Source organism: Pseudoduganella sp. R-34, assembly GCF_049904655.1.
In the GTDB taxonomy this organism is placed as follows: domain Bacteria; phylum Pseudomonadota; class Gammaproteobacteria; order Burkholderiales; family Burkholderiaceae_D; genus Rugamonas.
Genome location: NZ_CP184572.1, coordinates 6347816 through 6361502, shown reverse-complemented (window position 1 = coordinate 6361502; position 13687 = coordinate 6347816). Strand labels below are relative to the sequence as shown.

Annotated in this window: 17 protein-coding genes; 9 read left to right on the top strand and 8 right to left on the bottom strand. The window is 62.4% G+C overall.

Annotated elements, in window-relative coordinates:
- Together ACN9MW_RS29305 and ACN9MW_RS29300 are read left to right on the top strand one after the other, a co-directional pair.
- Window positions 1–915: a delta(1)-pyrroline-2-carboxylate reductase family protein gene (locus tag ACN9MW_RS29305; protein ID WP_426165564.1), complete on the top strand. Its 915-nt coding sequence runs from the start codon at window positions 1–3 to the stop codon at window positions 913–915.
- Between the two features lie 96 nt (window positions 916–1011).
- Entirely contained in the window at window positions 1012–1917 is a 906-nt protein-coding gene (locus ACN9MW_RS29300) for a M28 family peptidase (RefSeq protein WP_426165562.1), read from the top strand.
- On the opposite strand, the gene ACN9MW_RS29295 is transcribed toward ACN9MW_RS29300, so the two are convergent.
- Window positions 1914–2645, bottom strand: a complete 732-nt coding sequence (locus ACN9MW_RS29295) for a substrate-binding periplasmic protein (RefSeq protein WP_426165560.1) — start codon at window positions 2643–2645, stop codon at window positions 1914–1916. The two genes, ACN9MW_RS29300 and ACN9MW_RS29295, sit on opposite strands and share 4 nt — an antisense overlap.
- A 141-nt stretch (window positions 2646–2786) precedes the next feature.
- On the opposite strand from ACN9MW_RS29295, the gene ACN9MW_RS29290 reads away from it, so the two are divergent.
- From ACN9MW_RS29290 to ACN9MW_RS29275, 4 genes are all read left to right on the top strand, one after another.
- Window positions 2787–3437: a TetR/AcrR family transcriptional regulator gene (locus tag ACN9MW_RS29290; protein WP_426165558.1), complete on the top strand. Its 651-nt coding sequence runs from the start codon at window positions 2787–2789 to the stop codon at window positions 3435–3437.
- A gap of 143 nt (window positions 3438–3580) precedes the next feature.
- Window positions 3581–4234 carry a protein-L-isoaspartate O-methyltransferase family protein gene (locus tag ACN9MW_RS29285; protein WP_426165556.1) on the top strand — a complete coding sequence of 218 codons (654 nt, stop codon included), beginning with the start codon at window positions 3581–3583 and terminating at the stop codon, window positions 4232–4234.
- A gap of 9 nt (window positions 4235–4243) precedes the next feature.
- Window positions 4244–4567 (top strand): rhodanese-like domain-containing protein, encoded by a 324-nt coding sequence (locus ACN9MW_RS29280; RefSeq protein WP_426165554.1) that lies wholly within the window; start codon window positions 4244–4246, stop codon window positions 4565–4567.
- A 43-nt stretch (window positions 4568–4610) separates the two neighbouring features.
- Complete coding sequence (locus tag ACN9MW_RS29275; RefSeq protein WP_426165552.1) at window positions 4611–5924, top strand: TolC family outer membrane protein; 1314 nt, start codon at window positions 4611–4613, stop codon at window positions 5922–5924.
- 48 nt (window positions 5925–5972) lie between these two features.
- On the opposite strand, the gene gloA is transcribed toward ACN9MW_RS29275, so the two are convergent.
- From gloA to ACN9MW_RS29260, 3 genes are read right to left on the bottom strand one after another with little or no spacing between them, the layout of a single operon-like run.
- Entirely contained in the window at window positions 5973–6383 is a 411-nt protein-coding gene (gloA, locus tag ACN9MW_RS29270; RefSeq protein ID WP_082565302.1) for a lactoylglutathione lyase, read from the bottom strand.
- Window positions 6384–6395: 12 nt separating this feature from the next.
- The gene (locus ACN9MW_RS29265) at window positions 6396–7697 is read right to left on the bottom strand and encodes a PQQ-dependent sugar dehydrogenase (RefSeq protein ID WP_426165550.1); all 1302 of its coding nucleotides are present in this window, start codon (window positions 7695–7697) and stop codon (window positions 6396–6398) included.
- Between the two features lie 8 nt (window positions 7698–7705).
- A complete protein-coding gene (locus tag ACN9MW_RS29260) occupies window positions 7706–7966 on the bottom strand; it encodes a hypothetical protein (RefSeq protein WP_426165548.1) in 261 nt (86 codons plus the stop codon).
- Between the two features lie 89 nt (window positions 7967–8055).
- On the opposite strand from ACN9MW_RS29260, the gene ACN9MW_RS29255 reads away from it, so the two are divergent.
- Complete coding sequence (locus tag ACN9MW_RS29255; protein ID WP_426165546.1) at window positions 8056–8937, top strand: DUF3667 domain-containing protein; 882 nt, start codon at window positions 8056–8058, stop codon at window positions 8935–8937.
- Here the strand turns inward: ACN9MW_RS29255 and ACN9MW_RS29250 are convergent.
- The 4 genes from ACN9MW_RS29250 to ACN9MW_RS29235 form a co-directional block, all read right to left on the bottom strand.
- Window positions 8921–9565 (bottom strand): alpha/beta fold hydrolase, encoded by a 645-nt coding sequence (locus tag ACN9MW_RS29250; protein WP_426165544.1) that lies wholly within the window; start codon window positions 9563–9565, stop codon window positions 8921–8923. The two genes, ACN9MW_RS29255 and ACN9MW_RS29250, sit on opposite strands and share 17 nt — an antisense overlap.
- 34 nt (window positions 9566–9599) lie before the next feature.
- Window positions 9600–10010 (bottom strand): hypothetical protein, encoded by a 411-nt coding sequence (locus tag ACN9MW_RS29245; protein WP_426165542.1) that lies wholly within the window; start codon window positions 10008–10010, stop codon window positions 9600–9602.
- Window positions 10011–10016: 6 nt separating this feature from the next.
- Entirely contained in the window at window positions 10017–10421 is a 405-nt protein-coding gene (locus ACN9MW_RS29240) for a hypothetical protein (protein ID WP_426165540.1), read from the bottom strand.
- 196 nt (window positions 10422–10617) lie between these two features.
- Window positions 10618–10995: a VOC family protein gene (locus ACN9MW_RS29235; protein ID WP_426165538.1), complete on the bottom strand. Its 378-nt coding sequence runs from the start codon at window positions 10993–10995 to the stop codon at window positions 10618–10620.
- A gap of 139 nt (window positions 10996–11134) precedes the next feature.
- On the opposite strand from ACN9MW_RS29235, the gene ACN9MW_RS29230 reads away from it, so the two are divergent.
- Together ACN9MW_RS29230 and recN are read left to right on the top strand one after the other, a co-directional pair.
- Window positions 11135–12034 (top strand): NAD kinase, encoded by a 900-nt coding sequence (locus tag ACN9MW_RS29230; RefSeq protein ID WP_426165536.1) that lies wholly within the window; start codon window positions 11135–11137, stop codon window positions 12032–12034.
- The gene (gene recN / locus ACN9MW_RS29225; RefSeq protein WP_426165534.1) at window positions 12034–13680 is read left to right on the top strand and encodes a DNA repair protein RecN; all 1647 of its coding nucleotides are present in this window, start codon (window positions 12034–12036) and stop codon (window positions 13678–13680) included. The genes ACN9MW_RS29230 and recN overlap by 1 nt, the downstream gene beginning before the upstream one ends.
- The last annotated feature ends 7 nt before the right edge of the window (window positions 13681–13687 follow it).

Here is a 13687-nt window from a genome sequence, read left to right as displayed (position 1 = left end):
ATGCAGATTTTCGATCCCACGCAAACCGCCCAGGCCTTGCCCTACGACCGCCTGGTCGACGCACTGGCCCAAGCCGCCAGGGAACTGGCCGCAGGCATCATCAAGGCGCCGGAACGATTGGCGGTCGGGATCGATGCGGACAGCACGCTGCTCTGCATGCCTGCCGTTGCCCCCGATCTTGGCGTCACCAAGCTGGTTACCGTCCATACCGATAATGCGCGGCACGGATTGCCGGCGATCCAGGGCGAAGTGGTGGTGTTCGATTCAGCGACTGGAAAGCGCCTGGCGCTGCTGGATGGGCCCACCGTCACCCAGCGCCGCACAGCGGCCATGTCCCTGCTTGGCATCCGCACGCTGGCGCCGCGCAAGCCCGCAACGGTGCTGCTGATCGGCACCAGGGCGCAGGCGGCGGCGCACGCCGAGGCGCTGGCCGACTACTTCGGCGTGGCAGAACTGCATGTCGCCGGCAGCAGCATGGCGAAAGCGATGCAGTTTGCCGCCGTGCTGCGCGCCCGCCATCCCGGCGTGAACATCGTGCCGGTCGGCGAGGGCGAGTTGGCGCAGTATGCCGCAGCGGCCGACGTGGTCATTGCGCTGACCACCTCGCGGCAACCGGTCGTTCCCGCTGCGTTACCGCCGCATACACTGGCTATCGGCGTAGGCGCATTTCGCCCTGGCATGGCTGAACTGCCGCCTGCATTGCTGCATGCCCGCCAGGTCGTGGTGGACGACCTGGCCGGTGCACGGCACGAAGCCGGCGACCTGCTGCAAGCAGCCATCGCCTGGGATCGGGTGCAGCCTCTTGCCGATATCCTCGCCGGCGCCGCGCCGCGCGGGCCGCTGGCCCCGGTCTTCAAAACGGTCGGCCAGGCCGCTTGGGATCTGGCGGCCGCCCGGGTAGTATGTGCGATTTGATAACAAGGCACAGGAATGGCTTTTTTGCAGTCCTTCACAAGTAGCTCCCGCCGCCTCATTGTTACGTCGGCTGTCATCTGCGCGGGGATATTGACGTTGGCCGCCTTGGTTGCCCAGCCCATGGTGACCCCGGTGCCTTCAACGCCACCTTCCGTCGATCCTGCCCGGCTCGAAGCGCACGTGAAAAAGCTGAGCGTCGATTTCTACCCGCGCTCTTTTGACCACGCCGCGATACTGGCGCGCACGGCGGCATACATCGAAGAGCAATTCAAGGAAGCTGGTGCACAAGTATCTACCCAGGACGTGGTCGTCGATGAAATGCGGTACAAGAACGTCGTCGCCCGCTTTGGTCCCGAGCGCGGGCGTCTGCTGGTGATTGGCGCACACTACGACAGCCACGGCGGCACGCCGGGCGCCGACGACAATGCCAGTGGCATCGCTGGCTTGCTGGAACTGGCGCACTTGCTGGGGAAATCCGCACCAGGCCGCCCGGTCGAACTGGTGGCATATACCCTGGAAGAGCCGCCACACTTCCGTTCGCCCCACATGGGCAGCGTGTGGCATGCCCGCGCGCTGAAAGCAGCGGGGCGTGATGTGGAGTTGATGCTCTCGCTGGAGATGATCGGTTACTTTAGCGATAGTCCGGGAAGCCAGGCGTACCCCCTGTCCGCGATGAAGCTTGCCTACCCGGATCGCGGCAATTTCATTGCCCTGGTAGGGCAGTTTGGCGACTTTGGCCTTAGCCGCTCAGTGAAGGCGGCAATGTCGGGAGCGTCGGACTTGCCGGTCTATTCGCTTAACGCGCCAGCCTTTGTGCAAGGCGTCGATTTTTCCGACCATCGCAGTTACTGGGCGCAAGGCTTCCCGGCGTTGATGGTGACCGACACGGCATTCATGCGCAATCGGAATTACCACCGCCCCGGCGATACGTTCGACAAGCTCGATTACAAGCGCATGGCGATGGTTGTGCAGTCGGTCTACGCGGTGCTTGGCCGGGACTAAAGAGTTACGCCGTACTTGGCGTAGATTCTGGCGATGGCCCCCGAGCGCTTCATTGCCAGGATGGCTTCATCCAGTTCCGGCAACAAGGCTTTCTTGTTGGGGTGGATGCGCATCGATACATCAAACGAGCCCAGAACGTCACCGAGGACGAATTCCCTGTATTTGGGCACCACGAGCATGTTGTATTGCGCGACCGCCTTGTTGATCAGGATCTGGTCCATCCGCCCGGCAGCGAGCATGGCCATGAGCTGCGCCTCGCTGACGGCGTCTGCGCGATGCACCAGGCCACTGTCAAACAATTCGCGCAAGTCCGGGTAGGTGTAGCCTCTGACCAATCCGATCGTCCTGCCACTCAGGTCTCTTGGCGTGTTGATTCGAAAATGCTTGCCCGGGGCGAACACGAGCACGTCAACCACTTTGCCAAATGGCACTGAAAATTGGCCAGGAACCCGTTGCTGCTTTACCCAGCCGGGGAAGACGCCAGGTTCGAGGTCGATTTGCCCCAGGTCGAACTCTTTGGCCAGACGCGCGTAGGGAAAGTACCGGATCTGAAAGCGATGGCCGGTAATTTTGCTCAGCTCGTCCAGGATTTCCTGATAAATGCCCGCCTGCTCGCTTTCGATCATCATCGGCGGGTAATTGTAGAAGCCGACCCTGAGCGTGTCGGCGTGCACGTCCGCACACCAGGCGGCAATCACAAGGCATATCGCGTAAAAGAGGCGTCCCATGATCCTGGGTCGTGCGGAGTTAGGTTCGCATTCACTATTACGCCGCTACAAATCCAAGTCAAGACCTGAAACTTGACGCCGGCGGGCGCGGGCACTAAGATAACTGACTCACGAGTAAGTTACCGAAACGCAACTTTAAGTATGCAAGACCCGACTGATACCAAGCCCCGCTGGGAACGGCGCAAGGACGCGCGTCCGCAGGAATTGCTGGCCGCCGCGCTGGAGCTGTTCGTCGATCGCGGCTTTGCCGCCACCCGCCTGGAAGACGTGGCGCGCGCCGCCGGCGTCTCCAAGGGCACGCTCTACCTGTATTTTGAAAACAAGCAGGAACTGTTCAAGGCCGTGGTGCGCGAGACCATCGTGCAAACCATCGGCCAGGCCGAAACCGATGCCGCCGCCGCCCGCGACATGCCGAGCGACGAGCTGCTGCGCCAGATGCTGCGCACCTGGTGGACCAAGGTTGGCGCCACCAAGGCCGCCGGCCTGGCCAAGCTGATGATGGCCGAATCGGGCAATTTCCCCGAACTGGCACTGTTCTATAACGAAGAAGTCATCGAACGCGGCAGCGCGCTGCTGACGCGCATCCTGGAACGCGGCGTGGCACGCGGCGAATTCCGGCCGCTCGACCCTGTCATGATGACCAACGTCCTGGTCGCCCCGGTGCTGACGCTGATGATGTGGAAGCACAGCTTCTTCCCCTGCGAAACCCACGAGGGCATCGATGCCGACGCTTTCATGGACACCCTCCTCGGCCTCGTGCAGCAGGGCCTGGCCCCGCAAAAACCAGCTTAAATTGCCGAATTTGGTCGTTCACCCCCCCAAATCTGCAGACTGTCGCAATTTCCCGCGGTCCGTTGTCTTAATCGTTAATATGCCCACCTGACCAGACAAACGATAAAATGACGGATTATTTATCCCTCACCGAGTCAACAAAGATGAATATCGAACAAGCCCGTTTCAATATGATCGAACAGCAAATCCGTCCTTGGGACGTGCTGGATACGGACATCCTCGATCTCTTGCTGGTCGTAAAACGCGAGAATTTCGTGCCAGAAGCCTACAAGAACCTGGCTTTTGTCGACACTTTCATTCCGCTGCCGGGTGGCGAGCAGATGCTGACCCCGAAGCTGGAAGCGCGCATCGTGCAAGACGCGCAAATCAAGAAACATGAAAACGTGCTGCTGGTCGGCGCGGGCACCGGCTACCTGGCCGCGCTGCTGGCGCACCGTGCACGCCACGTTACCGCCGTCGAGATCGCCCCTGAAATGAAGGCGCTGGCGGAAAAGAACCTGGCGGCGAACGGCATCGCCAACGTGACCGTGGAACTGGGCAATGGCGCCCAGGGCTGGGCCAACGGCGCGCCGTTCGACGTGATCGTGTTCTCCGGCTCGCTGCCGGTACTGCCGGAAGCAGTGCTGCAGCAAGTGAAGGTAGGCGGCCGCATCGTGGCCATCATCGGCGATTCGCCAGTGATGTCCGCGCACCGCATCACCCGCACCGGCGACCACGGCTACGACACCGTCAAACTGTTTGAGACCGATGTCAAGCCGCTCGACCTGGCGGTGAAACCTTCGGCGTTCACTTTCTAAGGAACGCCAATGCAGCACTTGACCGCACCGGAACTGGCAGGCTGGCTCAATGACGAGAGCCGCGCCCAGCCTTTCCTGCTGGACGTGCGCGAGAACTGGGAGTTCGAGACCTGCCATATCGCAGGCTCGACCCTGTTGCCGATGCAGACCATCCCGGCCCGCATCGACGATCTCGACGAGGATGCAGAGATTGTCTGCATCTGCCACCACGGGGCGCGCAGCCTCAATGTGGCAGCCTTCCTCGAGCATCACGGTTTCAGCAAGGTAAGCAATCTGACAGGCGGGATCCACGCCTGGGCTGTGCAGGTGGACAGCTCAATGCCGCAGTACTAGGCACGAAAACTAATCCTTTTTGACGACTCCAACGGAGATGCAAATGCAGAAACCCCTCCTCGCCGTGCTGGTATCCAGCGCCCTGTTCTCGCTGAATGCACAAGCGGCCGACCTGGTCCAGGTGTACAAACAGGCGCTGTCCAACGACGCCACTTACGCCAGCGCCCGCGCAGCGCTGTTGGCCGGCCAGGAGCGCGAAGTGCAGGGGCGTTCGCAATTGCTGCCCACGGTTGCCGCCAGCGGCACCCACATGAAGAACAACAGCGAATCTTCGAAAAACAAGCTGGGCTTTGTCGACACCGACAACTACAGCGGCCAGGTGCAGGTGCAACTGACCCAGCCGCTGTTCCGCTGGGCTAACTGGGAAACCTACCAGCAGGGCAAGCTGTCTGCCGCTGCTTCGGAAGCCGTGTTCGCCCAGTCGCAGCAAGACGTGATCCTGCGCGTGGCGCAAGCTTACTTCGACGTGCTGACCGCGCAGGACAACCTGACCGCGACCCAAGCGCAGAAAGCTGCCACCACCGAGCAGCTGGCATCGGCCAAGCGCAATTTCGAAGTCGGTACCCAGACCATCACCGACACGCATGAAGCGCAAGCGGCTTACGACCTGGTCGTGGCGCAGGAATTCGCCGCCCAGAACGACCTGGAAGTGAAGCGCACCGCGCTGCAACAGATCATCGGCCAGGCGCCTGGCGTGCTGGCGCCGCTGCGCACCGGCGTGACCATCGCCAGCCCGCAGCCGGCAACGCTGGAACCATGGGTGTCGGCGGCTGAAGAGCAGAACTACGGCGTCACCGGCGCCAAGCTGAATGTGGAAATCGCCAAACGTGAAATCAGCAAGCAACGCGCAGGCCACATGCCGACGCTGGACCTGATCGCCAACTCGTCGCGTTCCACCGCGACCGGGCCTATTACCGGCGGCATTACCAAGAACAATGCCATCGGCGTGACCTGGAACATCCCGATCTTCAACGGCTTCGCCGTGACCAGCAAGGTGCGCGAATCGATCGCGCTGGAAGACAAGGCCCGCAACGACCTGGAGGCATCGCGCCGCCAGGCTGCGCAGACCGCGCGCCAGGCCTTCCTCGGCGTGAACAGCGGCCTGGCCCAGGTCAAGGCGCTGGAGGCGGCGGAAGTGTCGTCCAAGTCCGCGCTGGAATCGAACAAGCTGGGTTACCAGGTGGGCGTGCGCATCAATATCGACGTGCTGAATGCGCAGCGCCAGCTGTACACCACGCAGAAGGACCTGTCGAAGGCGCGCTACGACACCATCATGAATGGCCTGCGCCTGAAGTCGGCGGCCGGCTCGCTCAAGGAAGAAGACCTGGAGCCGATCAACGCCCTGCTGCAGCACTAAGCCCTCGAACGGTTGCGGCGCCAGTCAAGGCGCCGCGGCCGGTTCCCTTCAGCGCAGGCCGGCGCCCTGGCCGTCGAAGCTGCGCTCGATCAGTTCAATCTTGTAGCCATCCGGGTCGGTGACGAAGGCGATCACCGTCGTGCCGCCCTTGACCGGGCCCGGCTCGCGCGTGACGTTGCCGCCGTTGGCGCGCACGGCCTCGCAGGCCGACACGATGTCGGTTGCGGAGATCGCGATATGGCCGTAGGCATTGCCCATATCGTATTTTTCGACGCCGTAGTTGTACGTGAGCTCCAGTTCCGCATGCTCCGGGTTATGCCCGTAGCCGAGGAAGGCCAGCGTGTACTTGTATTCGGGATTGTCGCTGGTGCGCAAGAGTTTCATGCCCAGCACCTTGGTGTAGAAGTCGATGGATCGCTGCAGGTCACCAACCCGCAGCATCGTGTGTAGGATACGCATGGGTTTATTGTATCAGCGCGCCGCCGGCGTCACACGCCACACCACGTTGCCCACGTCGTCCGCCACCAGCAAGGCGCCCGCCTTGTCCACCGCCACGCCTACCGGGCGGCCCTTGGCCTTGCCATCGCGCGTCAGGAAGCCGGACAGGAAGTCCACCGGCGGCCCGGAAGGGCGCCCCTCCGCGAACGGCACGAAAGCCACCTTGTAGCCGCTGAATTGCCTGCGGTTCCAGGAGCCGTGCTGGCCGATGAAGGCGCCGCCCTGCCAGCTGGCGGGGAACAGTTTCGCATCGTAGAAAGCGAGGCCGAGGGAGGCCGTGTGCCCGCCAAGCGCGTAGTCCGGCATGATTGCTTTCGCCACCAGGTCCGGGCGCGGCTCCTTGACGCGCGTGTCGACGCGCTGGCCGTAATAGCTGTAGGGCCAGCCATAGAACGCGCCGTCCTTCACCGACGTCAGGTAGTCCGGCACCAGGTCCTCGCCCAGTTCATCGCGCTCGTTTACCACGGTCCACAGCGCCTTGGTCCTGGGCTCCCATGCCATGCCGTTGGCGTTGCGCAGCCCGGTTGCGAACAGGCGCGATTTGCCCGTGGCGCGCTCATATTCCCAGATGGCGGCGCGGCCTTCTTCCTTGTCCATGCCGTTCTCGGCGACGTTGCTGTTCGACCCGACGGTGACGTACAGGAAGCGGCCGTCGGGGCTGGCAGTGATGTTCTTGGTCCAGTGGTGGTTTAGCGGGCCGGCCGGCAGGTCGAGCACCTTGATGCCGGCGGCGCTGATCGAGGTCGCACCCTCGGCGTAGGGGAAGCGCACCACTGCATCGGTGTTGGCGACGTACAGGTCCTTATCGACCAGTACCATGCCGAAGGGCGAGTTGAGGTCCTTGATGAAGGTGGCGCGCGTCTTGGCCATGCCGCGTTCGTCGATATCGCGCAGCAGGGTAATGCGGTTGGCCGATGGCGTGACCGAGCCGGCCTTCTTCATCTCGTGCTTCATGATCGCACCCTTGATGCCCTTGCTGTCTTCCGGCTTGGGCGGGGCGGCCGTCTCGGCGACCAGCACGTCGCCGTTGGGCAGCACGTACAACCAGCGCGGATGTTCGAGCTCGCGTGCATAGGCGCTGACGCTGAAGCCCGAGGCGGCCACCGGCTTGTCGTCATCCTTCCAGCGCTCGACTGGCGCGACATTGATGGTTGGGATCAGCTTCTTGTTTGGCTCCGGCAGGCTTGGGTTGGGACCCCAGCCGGCGGGGTAAGTTTGCGCCAGGGCGGCGCCGGCGGCGATGCAGGCGGCGAGGGAAAGGATGGCGGTTCGCATGGTGGGCCTCAATCGCGCTTGGTGCCGGGCAGGGGATGGGCTTTCGATTCGTTGCCGGCCTGCGGCTTTTGCAGACCCGGCTTGCCGTGCAGGTCGGTGTCGACCAGGCCCTGCTCGATGTCCTCGGCCGCCTGGCGGATCACGCTGCGGGTCTTCTGCTGGGTTTCGCCTTGCGGCGACTCGTCGCGCTCGTGTGGCAGGCGCTTGCCGCCGCTGCGGTCCACGGGCGCCTGCGTATTGACCTTGCGGTCCTTGCTGTTCGGTTCCATGGTGTCGTCCTCCTCGATTCATGGTAGCGAAGGCCAGCGGCGGTGGTCGCCAGCTTGAACAGAAGCAATTCCGCCGGTAGCATTGCAATATGGATATCGCCACCGACAATACTTGCCGCAACTGCGGCGCCACCACTTCCGGGAATTTCTGCCATATGTGCGGGCAGGAGACCCACCTGCATGCACCGAGCTTCAGTGAATTCATGCACGAGTTCATTGGCCACTACGTTGCCCTGGAGGGCCGCCTGTGGGGCACCATCACGCGCCTGCTGTTCCGTCCCGGCTTGCTGACCGCGGAATACCTGGCGGGACGCCGCAAGCGTTACGTCGAACCGCTGCGGCTGTATCTCTCGCTCAGCATCATCTTTTTCGCCATCCTGAAATTCAGCGATGCCGATGTGGCGACAGTCGATCCGCGTCCGACGCCGCCGGCCGTCAAGCAGCAGGCCGAACGCGCGATTGCCGAAGTAAAGGCGAACCAGGAAGATCATCCGCCGATCGTGAACGACAAGCTGGAACTGGCGCTGCAGCAAAAGTACCCTGCCATCTACCACGCCGTCGACCGCTTCGAGAAGATGGACGACCACCAGAAGAGCGCGGTGATGCAGGCTGGGTTCTACAAATACGCGCCGTATGCGATCTTCCTGCTGATGCCAATTTTTGCGCTATGGATGAAGGTGCTCTATCTCGGCACCGGCAAGAAGTACGGTGAGCACATGCTGTTCGCGCTGCACACCAATGCGTTTGCCTTCGTGATGCTCGGCGTGTTCATCTTCCTGCCCGATGGCTTCCTGAAGTTTATAGCGTTCTGCTGGGTAGCTGGCTACCTGCCGTGGGCCATGCAGCGCGTCTATCAAAAGGGCAAGTGGGGCACGTTCTGGCGCTGGGCACTGCTTGGCGTCTTGCACGGCATATCGCTGGCGATTGCCGTTCTGGGCGTGATGGCGCTGGGGATTATCTCTGCACATTAAGCCGGACGAAGGCCGCGATTTCGCGCGCGGCCTGCGCGGGCTCCGTTTGCAGCAGAAAGTGCGGCGCGTCGAGTTCGACCACCTTGGTTGACGGCTTTATTTTTGCGACCAGTTCCGCCGCAGTTCGCGGCACCAGCCGGTCGCGCGTCGCGCGCAAATAAAGGATAGGTGCATCACAGGCCGCCAGCCGGTCGCTGACATCGACCGCCAGCACCGCGCGCATGCGCGCCCGAAGCGCAGCGGAGCTCACAAGTTCCAATGCCGCTTTGAGCGGCGCCCGCATCTGCGCACCTGCCAGCCACCTTGCCGGCAGCGCTTTCAGCGGGATAACGTTGAGTAGCGCCTTCAACACTCCCAACCGTGGCCTCGGGTTGCGCGCAAAAGTGCAGCACAACGCCAATCCTTGCAACCGGCCCGGCGCCGATGCCGCAATGGAGATTGCAATCGGCCCCGAAAACGACTCGCCCAGAAGAACATACGGTCGGTCTAGTGGAATCGCCGCCCGGGCGAATGCCTCCAGCTCTTCGTACCCGCCGCAATGATCGCCCGGATACCGCACCACGCGCATTTCGAATTCCCCGCCGAGTGCTGCGATGAATGGCGCGAAAAGCTCGCCCGTTCCGTCCATGCCGGGCAACATGACAATGGCGGGCTTTGTTTCTTTATTTGAGCGACCCACGGCGATACAGCCAGGCGCTATAGACAGTAATCACGACGGTTAGCGTGAAATCCGCCAGCGTCGTTAGGGTGTGCGCATCGGTGAACAGCCTGATGGCACTCCATGCGAGGTAAGCCCCGAACGCATAGGCGCCGGCTTTCCTCATGAAGAAGAGCAGCATGCCAGAGATGAAATGGAACAATGGGAAGAGGAATTTCGCCAGGAACGCAACCGGGGACAAGGCCCCGGCTGAAATGGCCAAATCGATTTGTCGCCAGCCGCTGGATACCAGGTAAATCAAGGCAGCAACCTGGAACGTGCACAAGGCCGCGATCAGGTACACAGGGATAGGACGCTTGTGCTGATCTCCAGCGCTCAAGTCCGAACGGGGCGACGCGTATAGGTTGTCGGTCACGTCTCGTTATTCCTGCCAGAAATCGAATTTGGTGCTGCGGGCGTTTTTGTTCTGGCGGCGCGTGCGTTCGGCGGCCTGGCGGGCTTCCGTCTCGGCACGCTGGCGCTGGCGGTCTTCTTCGGCGGCCTGCGCCTTGGCGGCGCGCTCGGCGTAGACCGTGTCGAGGCGGCGCTGCGATTCGAAGCGTTCGCTGATGTTCTGGAAGTGGATGGCTTGCTGGGCCAGCGCCACCACCCAGGCAATCGCCAGTGCCCATAGCACGAAAGTGTAGAACGATTGCCAAGATCCGAAAGAACCTTCCAGCAGCGGCCGGGCCTGGCCCAGCGCACTCTGGCCGACAAACGCCAGCAGGCCCGCCATGACACCCAATACCACCGTCCCAAGCAACTGCCGCTTGGCCTGGAGGCGCATTTGGTCAAGTTCAAATTGAGCTTCTGATACGGAATCCATGGCGCGGCAAAAAAGGAGCAAATCTCGCAATAGCTTGAATTTTACCTCAACCTTGCCGCCTGGAAAGGCGCTGCTGGCCTGCATTTGAGGTGGATCAGCACGCGGGCCGCGGCCAGCATCGAAGTCACGAAAGTTTGCGCCTGGCGCGGTCAGTTCCTCACTCCGCAGCAGTGGGCTGCCACAATTCGACCTTATTCCCGTCCGGATCGATGAACCAGCCAAAGCGGCCGTAGTCGAAAGACTGGACATCGCCCACCAGCGTGCCGCCACCATCGGCCACCTGTTTCAGCGCGCCATCCAGGTCATCCACGATGAAATTGATCATGAACTCGCGCTTGGACGGGGCGAAGTAGGAAGTGGTGCTCTTGAAAGGGCTGAATACGGTAGCGCCATTTGCTGGCATGGTGGCCGGCGCGAAGGAGGCATACTCCTTGGCCTCATCCGGCAAGCCAAGGCAGGCCTGGTACCAGGCCATCAGCGCTTGCGGGTCTTTGGATTTGAAGAAAATCCCGCCGATGCCCAATGCTTTTGCCATTCCAGTCTCCCTTGTTATATACTGTGCAAACATACAGTATTTATTAGCGTATCGGCCAGCGTCGCAATGCATGGCATGAGCAAGCATTATGGGTTACTCTGCTGCGTGTTGCCACCCCCATATTTTGACCGAGATTGATATGTCCGTTACGCATCCGATGTACAACACGATTGCCCTGGTTGTCCGCCCCAATACCACCGGCATCGAAGAGCCGGTGCGCGATGTGCTGGACTTCCTGAAGCAGGGCGGTTACAGCGTGGTGCTGGAGTCGGACACGGCAGAGCACCTCGCCATTTCGGACATCCCCTCGATGAGCGTGCAGGGCATTGGCGAGCGCGCCGATGCCGTGGTGGTGATGGGCGGCGACGGCACCATGCTGGGCATCGCACGCCAGCTCGCCTCCTACGACACCCCGCTGATCGGCATCAACCAGGGCCGCCTCGGCTTCATGACCGACATCCGCCAGGAAGACATGCTGCCGGTGCTGGGCCGCATCCTCGGCGGCACCCACAAGGCCGAGCGCCGCACCTTGCTCGACGGCCGTGTCATGCGCGAAGGGAAGGCGATCTTCTTCGGCACCGCCGTCAACGACGTGGTGGTGTCGCGCGGTGCCGGCGCGGGCATGGTGGAGCTGAGCGTCGACGTCGACAACCAGTTCATGTACAACCAGCGCTCGGACGGCCTGATCATCTCCACGCCGACCGGCTCCACCGCCTATGCGCTGTCGGCGGGCGGCCCCCTGCTGCATCCGACACTGGGCGGCATCGTGATGGTGCCGATCGCACCGCACGCGCTGTCCAACCGCCCGATCGTGCTGCCCGATTCCAGTGAGATCGTGATCGAGATCAAGCGCGGCAAGGACATCACCGTGAACTTCGACATGCAGACCTTCGCCAGCCTGGCCAACGGCGACCAGATCCACATCCGCCTGTCGCCGCACACCATCACCTTCCTGCATCCGGAAGGCTGGAGCTACTACAACACCCTGCGCGAAAAGCTGCACTGGAACGAATACCCATCTACTGACGGCAAAATCTGATGCTTCGAACCCTGTCCATCCGCGATTTCGTTATTGTCGATTCGATTGAACTGGAATTTTCCCCTGGCTTCACAGTCTTCACCGGCGAAACCGGTGCCGGTAAATCCATCCTGATTGATGCACTGACGCTGGCGCTGGGTGGCCGGGGCGATGGCAGCATGGTGCGCGAGGGCGCGGCCAAGGCCGACATCACCGCCGATTTCGCACTGACCGAGCAGGCGCAGGCCTGGCTGGCAGCGAACGAGTTTGCGGTGGAAGAGGGCGGGGCGTTGCTGCGCCGCGTGATCGACAATGCCGGCCGCTCGAAAGCCTTCATCAACGGCGTGGCCGCGACGGCGGGCCAGCTGCGCGAATTGGGCGACATGCTGGTGGACATCCACGGCCAACACGCCCACCAGTCGCTGTTGAAAACCGATTCGCAGCGCGAGCTGCTGGATAACCAGTGCGGCGCCAATGTGCGCGACGTCACGGCGGCTTACCGTGCCTGTCGCGCTTTGTCGAAACAGCTGGAAGAATACGAGGCCAATGCGGCCAACCTGCAGTTCGAGCGTGAACGCCTGGAATGGCAGGTGACGGAGCTGGACAAGCTGGCACCGAAGAAGGGCGAGTGGACGGAAATCGGCAATGAGCATTCGCGCCTGTCGCACGCGGCCAGTTTGCTGGAAGGCGCGCAGGAAGCGCTTGGCGTGCTGTCCGAATCGGACGAGAACCCGGTGCTGTCGCAAGTCACGGCCATCGGCACGCGTCTCGGCAAGCTGGTATCGGTTGATGCGGAGTTGCAGCCCGTGGTGGAAATGCTGGAGTCCGCGCGCATCCAGTTGCAAGAGTCGGTCTACGCCTTGAGCAACTACATGGACCGCGTGGAACTCGACCCGGAGCGTCTGCGCCAGGTCGACGCGCGCATGGAAGCGCTGCATTCGGCCTCGCGCAAGTTCCGCGTGCAGGCCGATGACTTGCCGGACGAACACGAACGCTTGTCGGAAAAGCTGGCGCAACTGGCCGATGCGGCCGACCTGGAAGGCTTGCGCAAGCAGGAAGAAAAGCTGAAAGCGTCCTATCTCGCGTTAGCCGCAGAGTTGTCGGCAACGCGCGCGGCAGCCGCGCAGGCGCTGGGCGCAGCCGTTACGCAAGGCATGCAGGAACTGAGCATGTCCGGTGGCCGCTTCGAGATTGCACTGCGCCCATGCGAGCCGACGGCGTACGGTGTTGAACAGGTGGAGTTCCTGGTCGCCGGTCATGCCGGCGTGGCGCCGCGTCCGCTAGCCAAGGTGGCATCGGGTGGCGAGCTGGCGCGCATCTCGCTGGCGATCTCCGTGATCACCTCGCACGCGACGACGGTACCGACCTTGATCTTCGATGAAGTCGATAGCGGCATCGGCGGCGGCGTGGCCGAAGTCGTGGGCCGCTTGCTCAAGCGCCTCGGCCAGGAGCGCCAAGTCCTGTGCGTGACGCACTTGCCGCAAGTCGCGAGCCAAGGCAATCAGCACTTCCAGGTCGCCAAGGGAACGTCGGACAATGGCCGCACAGCCTCGCGCATCGAAGTGCTCGACCAGAAGGCGCGCATCGAGGAAGTGGCGCGCATGCTGGGCGGCCTCGAAATCACCGCTACCACGCGCAAGCACGCCCGCGAGTTGTTGGCTTCGTAAATACGAC